Origin of the sequence: Polaribacter porphyrae (genome assembly GCF_002954685.1) — a bacterium.
GTDB classification, from domain to species: domain Bacteria; phylum Bacteroidota; class Bacteroidia; order Flavobacteriales; family Flavobacteriaceae; genus Polaribacter; species Polaribacter porphyrae.
On record NZ_MSCN01000001.1, the window covers coordinates 2076503 to 2094672 of the forward strand.

Annotated in this window: 15 protein-coding genes; 7 read left to right on the forward strand and 8 right to left on the reverse strand. The window is 30.2% G+C overall.

Features of this window, described 5'->3' with window-relative positions:
* Together BTO18_RS09320 and BTO18_RS09325 are read right to left on the reverse strand one after the other, a co-directional pair.
* Positions 1 to 1212 (reverse strand): NADH:ubiquinone reductase (Na(+)-transporting) subunit B, encoded by a 1212-nt coding sequence (locus tag BTO18_RS09320; RefSeq protein WP_105015963.1) that lies wholly within the window; start codon positions 1210 to 1212, stop codon positions 1 to 3.
* Positions 1213 to 1216: 4 nt separating this feature from the next.
* The gene (locus BTO18_RS09325; RefSeq protein WP_105015964.1) at positions 1217 to 2563 is read right to left on the reverse strand and encodes a Na(+)-translocating NADH-quinone reductase subunit A; all 1347 of its coding nucleotides are present in this window, start codon (positions 2561 to 2563) and stop codon (positions 1217 to 1219) included.
* Positions 2564 to 2770: 207 nt separating this feature from the next.
* Between BTO18_RS09325 and BTO18_RS09330 the strand changes: the two genes are divergently transcribed.
* Positions 2771 to 3994, forward strand: a complete 1224-nt coding sequence (locus BTO18_RS09330; protein WP_105017536.1) for a type IX secretion system plug protein — start codon at positions 2771 to 2773, stop codon at positions 3992 to 3994.
* Between the two features lie 51 nt (positions 3995 to 4045).
* Positions 4046 to 4432, forward strand: a complete 387-nt coding sequence (apaG, locus tag BTO18_RS09335) for a Co2+/Mg2+ efflux facilitator ApaG/CorD (protein WP_105015965.1) — start codon at positions 4046 to 4048, stop codon at positions 4430 to 4432.
* Between the two features lie 277 nt (positions 4433 to 4709).
* On the opposite strand, the gene BTO18_RS18020 is transcribed toward apaG, so the two are convergent.
* Positions 4710 to 5012 (reverse strand): hypothetical protein, encoded by a 303-nt coding sequence (locus BTO18_RS18020; protein WP_226789101.1) that lies wholly within the window; start codon positions 5010 to 5012, stop codon positions 4710 to 4712.
* Between the two features lie 46 nt (positions 5013 to 5058).
* On the opposite strand from BTO18_RS18020, the gene BTO18_RS18025 reads away from it, so the two are divergent.
* Both BTO18_RS18025 and BTO18_RS09345 read left to right on the forward strand, forming a co-directional pair.
* Entirely contained in the window at positions 5059 to 5571 is a 513-nt protein-coding gene (locus tag BTO18_RS18025; RefSeq protein WP_226789100.1) for a hypothetical protein, read from the forward strand.
* 37 nt (positions 5572 to 5608) lie between these two features.
* Positions 5609 to 6436, forward strand: a complete 828-nt coding sequence (locus tag BTO18_RS09345) for a VOC family protein (RefSeq protein ID WP_146106904.1) — start codon at positions 5609 to 5611, stop codon at positions 6434 to 6436.
* On the opposite strand, the gene BTO18_RS09350 is transcribed toward BTO18_RS09345, so the two are convergent.
* Positions 6427 to 7128 carry an NRDE family protein gene (locus tag BTO18_RS09350; protein ID WP_105015967.1) on the reverse strand — a complete coding sequence of 234 codons (702 nt, stop codon included), beginning with the start codon at positions 7126 to 7128 and terminating at the stop codon, positions 6427 to 6429. The genes BTO18_RS09345 and BTO18_RS09350 overlap by 10 nt on opposite strands.
* A gap of 106 nt (positions 7129 to 7234) precedes the next feature.
* On the opposite strand from BTO18_RS09350, the gene pruA reads away from it, so the two are divergent.
* The gene (gene pruA / locus BTO18_RS09355) at positions 7235 to 8860 is read left to right on the forward strand and encodes an L-glutamate gamma-semialdehyde dehydrogenase (protein WP_105015968.1); all 1626 of its coding nucleotides are present in this window, start codon (positions 7235 to 7237) and stop codon (positions 8858 to 8860) included.
* Positions 8861 to 8925: 65 nt separating this feature from the next.
* On the opposite strand, the gene BTO18_RS09360 is transcribed toward pruA, so the two are convergent.
* The gene (locus BTO18_RS09360) at positions 8926 to 9600 is read right to left on the reverse strand and encodes a glycoside hydrolase family 78 protein (protein WP_105015969.1); all 675 of its coding nucleotides are present in this window, start codon (positions 9598 to 9600) and stop codon (positions 8926 to 8928) included.
* Entirely contained in the window at positions 9597 to 13340 is a 3744-nt protein-coding gene (locus BTO18_RS09365; protein WP_105015970.1) for a reprolysin-like metallopeptidase, read from the reverse strand. The genes BTO18_RS09360 and BTO18_RS09365 overlap by 4 nt, the downstream gene beginning before the upstream one ends.
* A gap of 64 nt (positions 13341 to 13404) precedes the next feature.
* On the opposite strand from BTO18_RS09365, the gene lipB reads away from it, so the two are divergent.
* A complete protein-coding gene (lipB, locus tag BTO18_RS09370; RefSeq protein WP_105015971.1) occupies positions 13405 to 14112 on the forward strand; it encodes a lipoyl(octanoyl) transferase LipB in 708 nt (235 codons plus the stop codon).
* 145 nt (positions 14113 to 14257) lie between these two features.
* Here the strand turns inward: lipB and BTO18_RS09375 are convergent, their stop codons facing one another.
* Both BTO18_RS09375 and rnhB read right to left on the reverse strand, forming a co-directional pair.
* Positions 14258 to 15310, reverse strand: a complete 1053-nt coding sequence (locus BTO18_RS09375) for a nucleoid-associated protein (protein ID WP_105015972.1) — start codon at positions 15308 to 15310, stop codon at positions 14258 to 14260.
* A gap of 173 nt (positions 15311 to 15483) precedes the next feature.
* Positions 15484 to 16083, reverse strand: a complete 600-nt coding sequence (gene rnhB, locus BTO18_RS09380; RefSeq protein WP_105015973.1) for a ribonuclease HII — start codon at positions 16081 to 16083, stop codon at positions 15484 to 15486.
* Between the two features lie 83 nt (positions 16084 to 16166).
* On the opposite strand from rnhB, the gene BTO18_RS09385 reads away from it, so the two are divergent.
* On the forward strand, positions 16167 to 18122 hold the full coding sequence (locus BTO18_RS09385; RefSeq protein WP_105015974.1) for a putative porin: 1956 nt from the start codon (positions 16167 to 16169) through the stop codon (positions 18120 to 18122).
* Positions 18123 to 18170 lie beyond the last annotated feature (48 nt).

The window sequence follows — 18170 nt, forward strand, 5'->3', positions numbered from 1 at the left end:
TTAGGCAGTTTTAACTTTAGCACGTTTTAATCTTTTCTTTACATTTCCTTGAACTACATAGTGGTCTATTGTAGGTGCAAATACGTTCATTAGCAGAATTGCTAAAAATACGCCTTCTGGATAGGCAGGATTAAATACACGAATCATTATGGATATAAAACCAATTAAAAAACCATAAATCCATTTTCCCTTATTGGTTTGTGAGGCTGTAACTGGGTCAGTTGCCATATAAACAGCTCCAAAAGCTAGACCTCCAATGATTAAATGTTCCCAAAAAGGTGCACTCATTAATCCATAAAACTTACTAGATTCTGTAATAATATCTGCATTTACGATTCCATTAAAAATTAACCCCATTGCTGCTGCACCAATAAATGTTGATACAATAATTCTCCAACTTCCTATTTTTGTAAAAATTAAAAATGCGGCTCCTAATAAAATTAATAAGGTTGATGTTTCTCCAATAGAACCTGGTATGAAACCCATAAATTTATCCCAAGTAGAATAAATAGATTCACTATTTTGAGCGTACGTCCCTAAAATTGTTTCTCCAGAAATGGCATCAGCAGTTCCTGTTCTTTCAACAGCATCATATACCCAAACTTTATCTCCAGACATCCAAGTTGGATAGGCAAAAAATAAAAATGCTCTGATAGTTAATGCAGGATTTAAAATATTCATACCTGTACCACCAAATACTTCTTTACCAATTACAACTCCAAAAACTACGGCTACAGACAACATCCAAAGTGGAGTATCGATTGGTACAATCAATGGAACAAGCATACCAGTAACTAGGTAGCCTTCTTCTACTTCATGACCTTTAATAACCGCAAAAATAAATTCTACCAAAAGTCCTACAGCATAAGAAACAACTACTAATGGTAATACTTTTATGATACCAATCCATAGGTTATCCCAAGTTAAAAAAGAACCAAATAAAGAAAATTCAGTTGTAATTCCTTGAGCTCTTTCAATAGCTGAAAAATGTTGATAGCCAGCATTAAACATACCAAATATTAGTACAGGAATCAATGACATGATTACTGTATTCATAGTACGTTTTAAATCATCTGCTGCTTTAATGTGGGTTCCTCCATGGGTAACCTCATTTGGTAAGTATAAAAAAGTATGGATTGCGTTAAATGCAGGAGCCATCTTTGTGCCTTTATACTTTTCTTTTAAATTATGTAAATTTTGTTTTAAGCCCATAATCTTATCCTAATTCTTCTCTCATTAAATCTAAACCTTCACGAATTATTTTTTGATGTGGTTGTTTAGACACACAAATAAATTCGGTTAATGCAAAATCTTCTGGAGCCACTTCATAACCTCCTAAAGCTTCCATTTCATCTAAATCTTTATACATAAATGCTTTTAGTAATTGCATTGGATAAATATCTAGTGGAAATACGTTTTCGTAAGAACCAGTTACTACAAAAGCTCTGTGTTCTCCATTCGTATTAGTATTTAAATCGTATTTTTTCTTTGGATTTAACCAAGAAAACGTTAATGCTCTTGATGGAGAAATTTTATCAAATACTGGTTTATTCCATCCAAAGAATTCGTAGTCATCACCTTCAGGAATTGCAGTAACTTGATTGTCATAATATCCTAAAAAACCGTCTTCGTTTACCTGGTTTCCTGTTAAAACATCACCGCTAATAATTCTTGTATTATCGTTATTTAAATTATTTTTAACAACATCTGCAATTGAAGCTCCAGATATAGCAGTTACATATTGTGGGTTTTCAAATTGAGAACCTGTAAGTGCTATTGTTCTTGTTAAATTTAATCTACCTGTTAAAAACAACTCACCCATTACTACTAAATCTGCTGGCTTTACTATCCAAACTACTTCACCTTTGTTTATTGGATCTATTCTAGCAATTTGTGTGCTAACATTACCTGCTGGATGTGGTCCTGAAACATTATGTTTTTCAACATTTTTTATTCCGTTGAAAATTGCTTCTTCTTTACCAACCGAAAGATGAACTTTACCTTCTGTTAATTTAGCAATTGCCTCTATAGCTGTGTTAATTTCTAGCTCCTTACCATTTAATGTGTATGATAAATCAGCAGCTAAAGGTGCTGTAGCATAACCAGAAATAAAAATAGCTTTTGGTGTTTGGTTAGGATTAGCAACAACATCGAAAGGACGCTGTTTAATAAATGGCCAACAACCTGAAAGAAATAAATGTTCTTTTATTTCTTGTGCTGACATATCTGATGGCTTTTTTACACCAAAATCTGTATGCTCATTTTTTGCATTGGCTGCAATTTTAACGGCTAAAACTTTTCTTCTAGCTCCACGTTTAATCTCTACAACCTTACCAGAAACAGGGCTTGGAACTAAAATACGCTCATCACTTTTCGAATAAAAAAGTGCTTGACCAGCTTTTACTTCTGCGCCTTCCTTAACTAATAATTTAGGTGTAATTCCGTGAAAGTCATCTGGCTTTATTGCATAAGTACTACTTAAAGAAGTTTTTGTAGTGCTTTTTTTTGCTTCGCCAACAAGCTTAATATCTAAGCCTTTTGTAATACGAATGTCTTTTGACATAGTAAATTGGAATTGTTAGTTATCTAAAAAAATCATGCAAATTTACGGCTTTTAACATTTATTCTTTAAATAAAAACTGTTTTATGTTTGTTAAAAATTATTATTTATATCAATTCTAAATAGATTTTTTACCGAAAATTATGGAGCAATATTTATTTTGGCTTAAATTTTGTCTATATCTTATAAATGATTGATATTTTTGTATTTATGAAGAAAATAATTCTATCTGTTTTTTTATGTTTTACTTGTTTAACAACCTTTGGTCAAAACATAAAATCAATTCAATTAAGACCTTTACAAGAAAATAATTTTTCTGCAATTGTGCCTTTAGGTACTGTGTTAGAATTGTCTTTTGATGATTTAGAAGCTGACCAAAGAGATTATCAATACAAAATTCAACATATGACTCATGATTGGCAAAAGAGCAGATTACTGTCTAGCCAATTTGTAGATGGTTTTGATCAAAACTCTATATTAAATGTTACGAATTCTTTTAACACGTTTCAAAGTTACTCTCATTATTCTGTTAAAATACCAAATGTAAATACTGTAATTACGAAAAGTGGAAACTACTTATTGTCTGTTTTAAACGACGATGATGAAGTGCTATTTACTAGAAGGTTTGTACTCTATGAAAAAGCTGCTATAGCTGGTGTTGTGGTTTCTAGAAGTAGAAATACAAAAACTCTAAACAAACAACAAAGCGTTGAATTTTCTGTAAACTATCCGAATTTACGTGTTAATAATCCCTCACAAGAAATAAATGTGGTTGTAATTAAAAATGATAATTGGAATGAAACATTAACTGACTTACAACCTACTTTTTTTAAACCTTCTCAATTACAATATTCCTACACACCAAAAAACAATTTTTGGGGTGGTAATGAGTACTTAAATTTTGATAGTAAATTTATCAGGAATCAAAGTATGAATATTGTTAGAATTGAACAAAAAGGTGTGGAAGTTTTTCATCATTACATCTTTCCTTACAGTTATAATCCCTATGAAAAATACACTTATAACCCTGATATTAATGGGCAATTTATTATACGAACTTTAGAAGGAAATGACCCTGCAACTGAAGCAGATTATGCAATGATGCATTTTACTTTAAATGTTGAAGACCCATTTATAGATAGAGATGTTTATATTTATGGAGCTTTTAATAACTTTGAGATTCAAGAAGAAAATAAAATGTATTTTGATGATAAGAGCAACGCTTACAAAGGTACAGTTCTGCTAAAACAAGGATTTTATAATTATACTTTTGTTACTGTTAACAGATACGAAGAAGTGAACAATAATGAAGTTAGAGGTTCTTTTTTTGAAACTGAAAACGAATACAAAGTTCTTGTTTATTACAGACCTATGGGTGGCTTTTATGATAGAGTTGTAACTGTTGGTTCTGGCTCTTTTAATGCTGATAGATAGTTTCTTTTTTTTCTTTGCAAGTTTTACTTAAAAAAACTACATTTACCTAAAATGGTACAACAAATAACAAAAGGGATAAAAATTTCTGTTAAAACTAAATTTAACGGAACAAGCTACAGAAATAATAGGCTGTATTATGTTTTTGCTTATTTTATTGCTATAGAAAATCACTCACCAAATACTGTTCAACTTACAAATCGTTTCTGGAAAATATTCGATTCTCTAAACAAAACTGAAATTGTAGAAGGGGAAGGCGTAGTTGGGCAATGCCCTATTTTAAAACCAAATGACCATTATTCTTACAGTTCTGGTTGTTTTTTAGAATCTAACATTGGTGCTATGAAAGGTTTTTATGGAATGACAAATATTGATACTTTAGAAGATTTTAAAGTAATTATACCTACTTTTCAACTCACAACAACCACCTTATCAAACTAACAAAACGCAAAAATAAAGTAGCCAAAACCAAAGACCCAGAATGTTTAAACTGTGGGCATCCTTTTTATGGGCATGAAAAATTCTGCCCTGAATGTGGGCAAGCCAATAAAGGAAGTAGAATTACTTTTAAAAGTTTTATATATGATGTTTTTAACGGACTTTTTGATTTTGATGCCAAATTTTGGAATACTATAATTCCACTTTTAATAAAACCAGGTAAAGTTTCTAGAGATTATATTGATGGTAAAAGACAACGATATTCAAATCCTTTTCGTTTTTATTTAACAGTTTCTATTATCTTCTTTTTAATTATTGGGTTATCAAAATCTATTGATAAATATGAAGCTTTAGCAAAAGAAAGTAAAGCTGAAATTGTCGAAATTGCAAAAAAAGATTCCATAAAGAAAAAGAAAAAAGAAATACCTACGCAAAAAGAAATAGATTCTATTAAGAAAAAGTTAAATGAAGATTTAAATAAGTCTTTTATTCCTATTCCAAAATCTGCAAAAGAAAAAATTTTAGAAGAAGTTGAAAAAAGTGCCAAAGACACTACCAAAACATCTAGAAATGGAGGAACCAATATTAATTTTGGTGGAGATAGCAGACTTGAAAAATTTGCAGATTACGTGAAAAAATATCCTGATTCTAAAATAGACCCTGCATTAGATTCTCTAGGATATGAAAAAAACTTTACTAATCGATTCCTGTTTACTAAAGCTAAAAACCTAAATTCTATTACAAAAGATGAGGACAGTAGAAGTCAATTTTTTAGTCAAGTATTATCTTCTGGCTCTGTAGCTTTATTCTTATTATTACCTTTTTTTACGTTATTTCTTCGCTTCTTTTACATAAGAAGAAAGTTTGGCTATGTAGATCATTTAATCTTTGTTTTTCACGTCCAAACAGTATTTTTTATGCTGTTTTCAATCTTTTTTATTTTAAGAATCTGCAAACTTAAACCAGAAATATGGATTTTTATAGTTCTCTTTTTACTCTACTTGATTATAGCCATGAAAAAGTTTTATCAACAAGGTTATATTAAAACTTTTTTTAAGTTTCTCTTGATAAATATGAGCTATTTTTTCATTGCTTTTGTAGGAGTTATTTTGGTTTTCTTGGTTTCGTTTGCTCTTTTTTAAAACAAGATTAAGTTGGTATTTTTAATAATCTCATAAAATGAAATTTTACCATATAATTATAATTTTGATGACTAGTTTTTCTTCTTGTAAAAAACAAGAAAGGCATAAACCTATTGAAACTAAACAAGAAAAAATTGCCACAGATTTAAAGTTAGATCATTTTAATATTTGGACAAATTACCCTCAAAAAGCAAAGCAAAAACTTATTGAACTTGGTTTTACTGCTATTCCTGATTCGTTATCAAGAATTCATCATGGGCAAGGAACTACTGGTAGATATTTCTACTTCTTAAATACTTATTTGGAATTTATATATGTGTATGACAAAGAAGAATTTACCCTGAACAACAAAAAAAACACAGCATTAGATTTCAAAGAAAGAGTGAATTTTGAAAATAATGGTGCTTCTCCTTTTAGTATTGCTTTAAAAGTAAAAGATTATAAAGTTGATAAAATTCCTTTTGAGAAGATTGAATATCATCAAGAATGGATGGCAGAAAATATGAGTATTTACGCTGCTAAAAACTCAAAATTAAATTTAAAGGAACCTTCAGTATTCGTGGTTTATCCAGAAATAGAAACTGACGAATTTGAAACTTATGATGATTTGGTAAAAATTCCAGAAGAATATAAAATCTGGAGAACGTTTTTTAAGCATCCAAATGGAGCAAAAAAAGTGACTAAAATAACTATTACTAGCAGTGGCTTAAATGATAATACAGCAACGATAAAAACTTTAAATACTTTGCAAAATATTTCTGTTAAAAGTGGAGAAAAGCATTTAATGGAAGTGTATTTTGATAATAAAGCACAAGGAAAAAAGTTCGATTTACGACCAGAAATTCCTTTGATAATTTATTTGTAATTAGAGCATTTTCTATTTAAAACATCAAAATAAGAAATATCAACATTATCATCAATCTTTAAAACAGAAGTAACACTTACGGTTTCCACAAAATTACGTTTCATTTTTGGTGAAGTTTCAGGAGTTCCTAAATACTCGTTTTTATGAAATGCTAAAATATCTCCTTGCTTATAACTCTTATTCTCTTTTAACCAATCTGCAAACCATTCTTTACGTAATTGTTTCATTTCTTCTGTGTAAAGTGTAGATGAAGACCATATTTTAGGCTCTTCTACCAATTTTGTAAAATGTTTTGTTTCTCCATCCCAAACCAATTCGTAAGTTGCTAAATCAGAATTCCAATCTACTAAAATCAAAGTAAAAGGCTCAATGTCGGTAAAATCGAATTCATTAATATGATGGATAGCATCATCAACAGAAAGAATATTCTTTACAATAATTCCTCTACTCATTTTATAAGGCAATTTTCTTTTATGATTTTCAAAACCTCCATTCAACAAACATACTAATCTGTTTTTATTACTTGTACCAATCCAAGTTCCTCCTGCCAATTCATCTTTTGGATAGGTTAATTTCACTCCATTTTCTTCATATTTTTTTGGTGGAATAGTTTTTCGCAAAGGAGTTTCATCACGATTAGAAGTTAAAATAAAATTATTATTTTTTAAAGGAAGATAGGTAACAGTACACATTTACTTTACGAAAATTTTAGGATTTCAAAACTACGAAATCGATTGATAAAAATTGTAACTTTGCAACTTTAAAAAGTTAGTCGATTCAAATTTAAAAACATACAAAATGGCAAGAGGATTTTTTAATGTTCCTGTGGCAGTTAATGAACCTGTTAAGGGTTATGCTCCTGGATCAAAAGAAAGAGCAGAATTATTAGCAACTTATAAAACAATGTTCCATAGCAATATTGATGTGCCAATGCACATTAATGGCAAAGAAATTAGAACAGGAAACACAAAAAACATTACACCTCCTCATGATCATCAACATGTAGTTGGGCAATATCATACAGCAGATAAAAGTCACATAAATGAAGCTATAGAAACTGCTTTGGCTGCAAGACAAGCTTGGTCTTCTGTTTCTTGGATGGAAAGAGCATCAATCTTTTTAAAAGCTGCAGAATTATTAGCTGGCCCATATAGAGCCAAAATGAATGCTGCAACAATGATTGCACAATCTAAAAACGTACATCAAGCAGAAATTGATGCAGCTTGTGAAATGATTGATTTTTTTAGATTTAACGTACAATATATGACTGATATTTTTAAAGATCAGCCAGCCTCTGCTCCTGGAATTTGGAACAGAGTTGAATACAGACCTTTAGAAGGTTTTGTGTATGCAATTTCTCCTTTCAACTTTACTTCTATTGCTGCAAATTTACCAGCATCAGCTGCATTGATGGGCAATGTAGTAGTTTGGAAACCTTCTGATCATCAAGCCTATTCTGCACAAGTTATTGTAGACTTATTTAAAGAAGCTGGATTACCAGATGGTGTTATTAATGTGGTTTATGGAGATCCAGTAATGATTACAGACACGTGTTTATCGTCGCCAGATTTTTCTGGATTACACTTTACAGGTTCTACTTATGTATTTAAAGAACTTTGGAAACAAATAGGAACTAATATTCATACTTATAAAACATATCCAAGAATTGTTGGTGAAACAGGAGGAAAAGATTTTATCTGGGCACACAATTCTGCAAATCCTTTGCAAGTAGCAACAGCAATTACTAGAGGTGCTTTTGAATATCAAGGTCAAAAATGTTCTGCAGCTTCACGTGCTTACATTCCTGCTTCAATTTGGGCAGATGTAAGAACTCATTTGGAAAAGCAAACATCAGAATTAAAAATGGGTTCTCCTGAAGATCCATCAAATTTTATTAATGCTGTGATTCATGAAGGTTCTTTTGATAAAATTGCAAAATATATTGATGCTGCTAAAGCTGATAATGATGCTGATGTTATTATTGGTGGAAACTATGATAAATCTAAAGGATACTTTATTGAACCAACTGTAATTTTAGCAAAATCACCAACATTTTCTACAATGACTACAGAACTTTTTGGTCCTGTAATGACAATTTACGTTTACGAAGATGAAGCATGGGAAGCTTCATTAAAATTAGTTGATGAATCTACTGAATATGCATTAACAGGCGCAATTTTTTCTACTGATAGATATATTGTTGAAAAAGCTTCTAAAGCTTTAGAGAATGCAGCAGGTAACTTCTATATTAATGACAAACCAACAGGTGCAGTTGTAGGTCAACAACCTTTTGGAGGAGCTAGAGCTTCTGGAACTAATGATAAAGCAGGTTCTGCTCAAAACCTATTAAGATGGACATCAGTAAGATTGATAAAAGAAACATTTGTAACTCCACAAGATTATAAATATCCATTTTTAGGATAGAAAAAATCAGAAAAAAGCCTTATCAAAATAATTGATAAGGCTTTTTTTATGAATATTATTAGGTGTTAATTTACAGCAAAACTCCAAGTCTGACCAATTGATTTTGCTCCATTTTGATCTTTTACATTTACTTTCCAAGAATAGGTTTTTCCAGCATCAATAGTAACTAGATACGTTTTGTCAGAAATAGCATCATCTATTAATGATAAATTAGACCCCTCACCAAAATACAATTCGTAAGTTAATGTATCTGTAGCATCAGCATCTCCTCCATTCCATGTTAAATTAACAGTACCTGCAGCAACTGATGTATTATTTTGTGGAGTCAATAATTCTGAAGTAAAAGGAGCATGATTTGCAACTCCTTCACCTTTTGTAAAAAAAGCAGAAGTACTTGAAGCAGTACTTTGATTGTTGTTTGCATCTACAGCATCTACTTTCCAATAATAAGCAGTACCTTTTTCTAAAGTGATAGTAACTGCACTTGTGGCAATAGTTCTATTCTCAACTACATTAGTCAAAGCCCTATCTTTAGCTATAATAAGGTTGTACTCTAAATCATCATCTTCAGGATCAGTTGCGTTTGACCAGTTAAAAGGAATTGTATTATTTATGCACAATAAGTTATCCGTAGGAAAAATCAAATTTACTGAACTTGGTGGATTATTAACAGCTTGTTTTTTTGAACAGCTTAGATATGTAAAACAAACAAAGGCAAAAATTAAAAGTGCTTTTCTCATTGTTTTATAATTTTAATAGGGTTCGTATTTTCTAATGATAGTTTTAAGATATATACACCTTTGGCGATATTTTTGAAAGGAATTAACAAGTTGTCAGATTCTCTTCGGATATTTTGATTTAAAATCATTTTTCCATTCATATCAAAAACCAAAACGTTGATATTTTTTTCTACTGTAGAAATAGGTAATAAAATTTCTGCAAAATCTCTTACTGGGTTTTGCCTTAAAACAATACTTCCTATATTTTTTTGAAAAATACCTTCACAATCTTTAGCTGTTTTTACCTGTAGTTTTCCACTTCCTTTTATATTTAAATCAAATATCTTGTTACTAGAAACTCCTACTAACTCTTCATTTAAATAAACTTTGTATGGTGGGGTTCCTTTATCAATATTAAAAGAATACTTACTAGATTGTTTTGTTGATGACACTTTTAAAGATACTGGGCCGGACTCTTCTATAGTAAACTCATAACATTGAGTTACATTTAATTCTTGAGCTGTAATACATGCTTCATAATTTCCAGGAGATAAACCAGATAGCGAGTAACTTAAACTTCCAAGAGTTTGATTTACATTTGTTGATGGCCCCGTAATTGATACTTGATAAGTAAACTCACTCTGGTTAATACTAATTTGCATAGTACCATCATCTTCATCTACACAAGATTCTGAAACTGTTAATACTGAATAATTGTTAGGCTGAATTACTGGTTCTACAATAGTTACAGAATAATCTTCAGTTTCTCCCCATTCTGTTAAATGATCTGCATCACAAGCACCTTCACCATAACCATCACCAGGATCATCATACTCTAAAACTACCCTCATTCTTGTAGCTCCAAGTTTTGCATCATTAGGTATTATAATATCTAAAGTTGCAGTTGCAACATCTGCTGTCCTAGACCCTAAATCATATCTTTCAGTAGCATTATCAAATACAAAGTCTTGATTCCAATCTATAAACACATAGCAATGATCTTGAAAACCTCCTGTATCAAATCTTACACTTACCTGTCTTGTTTGCCCTCTTAAAACATTGGTATTAATATTAGTAAAATCTTGATAACCATCAGCAGTATCATTACCTGAATTGTTATTTATACCTGCAAATGTTACATTAAGAATATGCTCTGAACCACCAGCTTCATCAGTAAATGTTGATGAACAATAACTAGGTGTTTTTGTGGTAAAACTAAAAGGACTTGTAAAACTACCTTCTCCACAATCATTCTTTGGTTTTACCCTCCAGAAATATTGTTGAGGTCCTGTTAAATTTGTAAAGGTATATGAGTTTGTAGTGACATTTTCAGAAGAAACTATATTCGCAAAATTAGATTCTGTAGCAATTTCTACATCATAAGATGTTGCATTAGTATCTGCATCCCATTTTAATTCTTCTACTAAATCTGTACCAGTTGCTCCATTAGCTGGCGATGTTAAGGTTAGGTTATTAAAATTAGAAGAGGTAAGTTTTAAATCAACATTAATATTTTGATTAATGGAAGTTGAAGAACCTAAAACATTAATTTGATAATCTTGTGCAGTTTTACCATCTAAATTCGAAACTGTCATAGTTACATTACCATCAGCATTTATCGTAGTTGGGTTAAAAACCACATTTGCACCTGAAGGTTCTCCTGTAGATGATAATGTTACAGATTCAAAAAACCCGTTAACAAAATCAAAGTTTAAAACATAATCGATAGAATTATTTCCTGTATTACAGGTCGTTTGTGAGCCACTATTATCTTTTAATATAAAAGTTGGAGTTGTAGAATTAATAATAAAATTTGTATTATTTATATTATAAAAAACATTATCAACAGCTTCAACCATAATTCTTGCATCAGTAGTAGGATTATTAGGAATAATAATGTCTTCTGTACCATCATTAGAAGTATTTGCTTTAAGAATTATCGGAAAAGTTAAACCACCATCTACTGATAGTTTAATATTAACTAATGCACAATTTATTGGTGCCACATCTGTAGTACCTTTATTCCATGTTATTGTTTGATTTGATCCAACATCCCAAGTAAGCCCAGTTGCTGGTTGTGTAATAATAAATGTATCTGCATTAGTTACAGTAATTTTAACGTCATCTCTTGCTGATGCACCACCACCTGCGTGATTATCTCTCACAAGAAACGAGAAATTTAAATCTCTAGCTACTGATGGCAATACCTCCCAAGTAGATGAACTACTACCAGCTATCACAGCTGTTAAACTAGGAAAATATCTTACAGGTACTGTTTTAGAAGGAAGAGATCTAAACATAGGTCCTTGAGTGTTTGTAGTTTGTGGTGGCATGCTACCAACTTCATTATCTATCTGTTCCCAATTGTATGTTAACGAATTAAGACCATCTATATCTGTGGCAGTACCTGTTAACTTAAATGGTGTAGATTTTGGTATACTGTAATCTGAACCTGCATCAGCAGTTGGAGCTGTATTATTTGTTGCTGTTTGAGTAGCACAATTGCCAGTTGTAGTTATAATGTTCCACATCTGCTCAATACTTACTGCGTGAAAATAAGCATCACTATTACCTGTTGCACTCCCTACACCAAGAACATTTGGGTTACAAATACCTGCATAACCCATAATTGTTGAACCACTTCCAGGCTCAACTGCTGTAGAATTTGTTCTGTTACAATCATTATTTTGAGTATGCGTAGCTCCAAATTGATGTCCAAGTTCGTGTATAACGTAGTCAATATCATATGCATCACCTGTTGGGTTTGCTATACCTGTAACTCCTCTTGCTTTTTGCCCAGCAATACAAACTACTCCTAACCCTGCTAAACCATCACCTCCAACACTAAAAACATGTCCAATATCATAATTTGCAACTCCTATATTAGTATCACATATGGTTTGTACTTGGTCTATCATAGTATTAGCATTACCATCTGTAATTTCATCTGTACTTGCATCAAGAAAAATTATTTTATCATTATCTGAAACTAGAACCAATTTTATAGATAAATCTTTTTCGAAAACTCCATTAATTCTTGTCATTGAAGTGTTCATAGCTGATAAAACAGCTGCTTTTTTATCTGTATCAGAAGCATTAGTACTAACATTTTGTCTATTTAAATGAAATTGAGCATATTCTCCACTACAAGCTAATGCCATTCTATATGTTCTTAATTTTCCATCATTTGCTGTTTTAGTAAAAGAAGTGAAAGCTTCCTCTTTTTTTGCATCACCCTCTACCATACACTTAAAATCTTCATCAGACTTACTCAATGCACTTCTCTTATAAATTATATATTCCTTGTTATTTTTGGAATATGGATCTATGTAAAGTGTTTCTTGATTTGCAGAATATACAATACCATGAAAACCATCTGTACCTATACTAATCTTTGCAATAGCTGTTGGATCATCTACACCTTGTGCAGTATAAGATTTTATTGATGGAAACTTAGTTTGTAATCCTATTTCAAAATTTGAAGTTTCTGATAACTTAAACTTTGATAATTTCCCATTTGAATCTGGTAAACTTATGGTAATAAAATTTTGATTTGAATTACTCTTCAAATTACTGTTGAGAGCATCTATATTTAAAGAGAGAATTTTATAATCTGAAGGCAAATCTTCATTATCATATAAATTTTCTCTTTCTGTAGAATAATTATCCTTTTCTAGTTTTTTCCAAATTTCTTGCGATTGAGAAATTTGAATAGAAAAAACAATGAAAAAAATAAGAAGGGATATATTTTTAACTTTCATATACTTAAATAACAAATTTACATATCCCAAATATAAGGATTTATTTACCTTTGTAATATAATTTATGAATAGAACTATACTACTCAAAGATCTTTTAAAAAAAGATTATAAAGAAACTTGGGATTTACAATCTGAAATATTGCAGGGGATTGTTGATGTAAAAATTCAAAATAGAAGAAATAACTCCCAAAAATCTACGGATAATCATTTTTTATTTGTTGAACATCCTCATGTTTATACTTTAGGAAAAAGTGGAGATATGAGTAATCTTTTATTGAATGAAAATCAACTTGAAGAAAAAGGTGCTACTTTCTATAAAATAAACAGAGGTGGAGATATTACTTATCATGGGCCAGGACAAATTGTAGGGTATCCTATTTTAGATTTAGAAAACTTTTTTACTGATATTCATAAATATCTTCGTTTACTTGAAGAAACTATTATTTTAACCATTGCAGAATATGGTTTAAAAGGTACAAGAAGTGAAGGAGAAACTGGGGTTTGGCTAGATGTAGGTACTCCTTTTGCTCGCAAAATTTGTGCTATGGGAATTCGTTCTTCTAGATGGGTAACCATGCATGGTTTTGCTTTAAATGCAAATGTGAATCTAGGTTATTTTGATAATATTATTCCCTGTGGAATTCGTGGAAAAGCTGTGACTTCTATGGAAGCAGAATTAGGTAAGAAAGTAGATATTGAGGAAGTAAAAAGTAAAATTTTAAAGCATTTTAAAGTACTTTTTGAGGTAGAGGATTTTATTACTGAAGTTTGAAGTTTGAAGTTTGAAGTTTGAAGTTTGAAGTTTGAAGAAAATTATTTCAAATTTTATAACTAACAACTAACAACTAACAACTAACAACTAACAACTAACAACTAACAACTAACAACTAACAACTAACAACTAACAACTAACAAAACTACTTCTCCTCGTTAAAATAAACTTTATAGAACTTCATTTTTTTCTCTTCATCATAACCTCTTTCTAAATATTCTGAAGCTGCATCTGGTGCATCTACATCTAATTTAATATTGATGTTAGTATCGAGTTTTATTTCTGTTTTTAACTTACTTTTTTCTTTTTTTAACACCACTCCAGAAACATCAAAATTATTCCTGATTAAAACATCATTTAAAGTTTCATAATGTTTTTTGTAATCTTCGAATAGATCTTTGTCTTTATCTTCTTTAAAAATTTCGTCTTTAAAATCGTGGTAATCTACAGATTCATGTTCCTTAAAATAATCTACTGTATTTGCTAAAAAATTACCTTGCTCGTGTTTACCAAATTCTGGTTTTATTACTTCTTCAGAAAATTCTTTACACAACTCTAAATAGTTTTGAGTGTGCGAATTGTAATCATCAGCTAATTTAACAGACAAGAAGTTTTTAATCCAGTATTGAGCATCATAATTATTATTATCAACAGAAAATACAACTGTTCCTTCAGTATCTGAAGTATTTAAAATCAAGCATCCTTTATCAATTTTTTTTGTAGATATTCCTTTTTGAACTACAACATCCCAACTTTCGTTATCATCTAAATAGGTTTGAAAGAAATCTACTTTATTTTCTATTTTAAAAATACCAATTGCTTCTGTTAATACATCTTTATATTCTAACCCTTCAATAAAAACTACGATTACATCTCCAGTTTTTATTTGGGCAGAATTAGATTGTTCATACAAATGATTTACAACATTTTTAGAGTGTTCTATAAAAGTACTTTCATCTGCAAAGATTTCTGAACTATAGTTATTCAATTCATTTAAGCGTACATCTGCATGATGTGTAAATCTGTAACTTTGTGTTAAATTTCCAAAAGGTTTTAATAAAAAGCTCTTCATTAAATCGTAGCTTTCTTGATCAAAACGAATTAAATCTTCAGAAAAAACATTATGTCCGCTATTAAACTTATTAGCAACTTTGTGTAAAATACATTTGGTAATTTCTGCTCTAGTTTTTTTAATCATCTTTTAAAAATTTGGATGGTAAAAATAGAAAAAGTTTATGGGGAATATTCTAAAAATCGGCAAAAAAATTAGCTCTGATTGAACAATTTATTTGAGTTCTTTTGAGGCAAAAAAAAGCAAGTTTACTACTTAAACAAATTCTGTACAATAAGCAGAAAATAGCTTCTAAAGAATTACAACTCTAATTTTAATTGTTCTGGTAATAATTTAAAAGATTTTCTGTGATGAATGGTTGCTCCAAATTCACGAATTGCATTTCTATGTTCTTTGGTTGGGTAGCCTTTATTTTTTTTCCAATTATAGGCAGGGAAATCATTATGAATTTTCTCCATATATTCATCTCTATACGTTTTAGCTAACACAGAAGCTGCTGCTATACTCATGTATTTACTATCACCTTTTACAATAGTTTTATGAGGAATATCTTTGTAATTCTTAAACTTATTGCCATCTACAATGATAAACTCTGGTAGAACTTTTAATGCCTCAATTGAACGATGCATACCAGTTAGCGAGGCTTGTAAAACATTAATAGCATCCACTTCTTTTTGCCAAACAAAAGATACTCCAAAAGCTAGGGCTTCTTGCTCTATAATTGGCCTTAATAAAGCCCTTTTCTTTTCTGATAATTGTTTGGAATCATTCAAAAAAGGATGTGCAAAATTTTCTGGTAAAATAACGGCTGCAGCCACAACTGGACCAGACAAACAACCTCTACCCGCTTCATCTGTACCTGCTTCTAATGAAAAACCACTATAATTTAATTTTAGCATAGTGCAAATTAACAGATTTTGTAAAAATTATTAACTACTATTTTCGTTTTATTATTTTACATTTGCTTTTGTTGATATAGATAATGAATAAATATTTTTTCTTCTTTTTTTTAATTTGTACTTTTTTTACGAATCAGCTCTTTTCGCAAAGAGTACAAGATATTTCTCTCAACAATGGAAGAGGTTTTACAACTGATTCTTTATCTAAAGGTTCTAAAAAGGTTATTTTATCTGGTAATACTAAATATACAGATTATAAGATATTTTCTCACAATAGAGACACAACCTACATAGATACTACACTTACTCTAAAAAAAGAATATAAATTTAACTATTTAAGAAAAGATAATTTTGAGTTACTTGGTTTTCATAATCAAGGACAAACTTTTAACAATTTAGGATATAGCTATTCTAATTTAAAAAGATTACCAGATATTGGTTTTACTGCAAAACAAGTTAGTTATTTAGAAATTGAAGACATAAAATATTACGAAGTACCAACACCAACCACAGAAATTTCTTACAGAACTGGTTTACAACAAGGACAATTTGTTGATGCAATTTTTACCTTAAATTTTTCGAAAAGGTTTAATGTATCAATGTCTTACAAAGGTTTACGTTCTTTAGGAGCTTATAGAAGATCTCTAGTTAGTAATGGTAATTTTAGAGGAGCCTTTCATTATAGAACCAAAGAAAACCAATATCAAATTAGAGGACATATTACTACTCAAGATTTTTTTCATGAAGAAAATGGTGGTTTAACCACAGAAGCCCTTCAAGGTTTTATTAATGAAGATGAAAACTTTGATCAACGCTCTAGACTTGATGTAAATTTAACTGATGCCGAAAATCAATTTGATGCAACTAGAGTTTATCTTGAGCATAGCTATAAACTCATTGCTAATAAAGATACCTTAAGTAATAAAGATTTCAGTAACTTAAAAATTGGGCATATTTTTACAAGTGAAAATAAAGAATATAGTTTTTCTCAAGGTACAGCTACTACTACCATTTTTGGAAATGAAAATCCAACAAATACAACCAATAGAAATACTTTAAACGAACTTACGGATAATGAATTGAACTTGGAATTCAATTCGAAATATGTTTTAGGAAAGTTTAAGGCTAAAATAAATGTAACAAGTTATACTTATGGTTATGATACTATTTTAAATAGTAACAGCAGTATAAATAAGTTAAAATTAAAAGGGAATGCAATTTCTGTTGGTGGTGATTGGAATGCAAAAATTAAAAACTTTCAATTAAATGCTACAGCTTCATTAACTCCTGGCTCTGCAAGATTGTCTGGCAATTATTTAAAAGGCGAAGCTATTTTTGAGAAGGATAGTCTTTTTAGCGTTAAAGGAAGTTTATTATTAAGTTCAAAATCACCTAATTTTAATACACTTTTACATCAAAGTAGTTATGATAATTACAACTGGCAAAATGATGCTTTTAGCAATGTAAATACCAGAGATTTAGGTTTTGTTTTTCAATCTAGATGGATAAATGCAAATCTTAATTTTACCAATATTGACAACTACACGTATTTTGATGAGAATAACACACCACAACAATCTCTTGATCAAATTATTTATCTTAAAGTAAAAGCTAACCGTGAATTTAAGTTAGGTAAATTTGCATTAGATAACACTATAATGTATCAAAATGTAAGTAGTGGAAGTTCTGTTTTTAGAGTGCCAGAATTTGTGACGAGAAATACTTTTTATTATACAGACGATTGGTTTAAAGGAAAACCCATGTTGGTAAATATTGGAGTTACCTTTAAGTATTTTACCAAATACAACATGAATGCATACAACCCCATATTATCTGAATTTACCCTACAAAATACAGAAGAAATAGGCTTCCCTACTTTTGATGTTTTTATTAATGCTAGAGTTAGAAGAACGCGTTTATTTTTAAAAGTTGATAATGTAACTTCCGGTTTTTCTAAAAAGAATTATTTTTCTGCACCTAATTACCCTTACAGAGATTTTACTGTTCGTTTTGGTTTAGTTTGGAATTGGTTTATTTAAAAAGCCCATCCTAAATCCTTCCCAAAGGGAAGGACTTTTTAGCGAGCT

Excerpts from the sequence above, each read along its gene's own strand:
- BTO18_RS09320 (WP_105015963.1), bottom strand. The coding sequence starts at position 1,212 with ATGGGCTTAAAACAAAATTTACATAATTTAAAAGAAAAGTATAAAGGC.
- BTO18_RS09325 (WP_105015964.1), bottom strand. The coding sequence starts at position 2,563 with ATGTCAAAAGACATTCGTATTACAAAAGGCTTAGATATTAAGCTTGTT.
- BTO18_RS09330 (WP_105017536.1), top strand. The coding sequence starts at position 2,771 with ATGAAGAAAATAATTCTATCTGTTTTTTTATGTTTTACTTGTTTAACA.
- apaG (WP_105015965.1), top strand. The coding sequence starts at position 4,046 with ATGGTACAACAAATAACAAAAGGGATAAAAATTTCTGTTAAAACTAAA.
- BTO18_RS09345 (WP_146106904.1), top strand. The coding sequence starts at position 5,609 with ATGAAATTTTACCATATAATTATAATTTTGATGACTAGTTTTTCTTCT.
- BTO18_RS09350 (WP_105015967.1), bottom strand. The coding sequence starts at position 7,128 with ATGTGTACTGTTACCTATCTTCCTTTAAAAAATAATAATTTTATTTTA.
- pruA (WP_105015968.1), top strand. The coding sequence starts at position 7,235 with ATGGCAAGAGGATTTTTTAATGTTCCTGTGGCAGTTAATGAACCTGTT.
- BTO18_RS09360 (WP_105015969.1), bottom strand. The coding sequence starts at position 9,600 with ATGAGAAAAGCACTTTTAATTTTTGCCTTTGTTTGTTTTACATATCTA.
- BTO18_RS09365 (WP_105015970.1), bottom strand. The coding sequence starts at position 13,340 with ATGAAAGTTAAAAATATATCCCTTCTTATTTTTTTCATTGTTTTTTCT.
- lipB (WP_105015971.1), top strand. The coding sequence starts at position 13,405 with ATGAATAGAACTATACTACTCAAAGATCTTTTAAAAAAAGATTATAAA.
- BTO18_RS09375 (WP_105015972.1), bottom strand. The coding sequence starts at position 15,310 with ATGATTAAAAAAACTAGAGCAGAAATTACCAAATGTATTTTACACAAA.
- rnhB (WP_105015973.1), bottom strand. The coding sequence starts at position 16,083 with ATGCTAAAATTAAATTATAGTGGTTTTTCATTAGAAGCAGGTACAGAT.
- BTO18_RS09385 (WP_105015974.1), top strand. The coding sequence starts at position 16,167 with ATGAATAAATATTTTTTCTTCTTTTTTTTAATTTGTACTTTTTTTACG.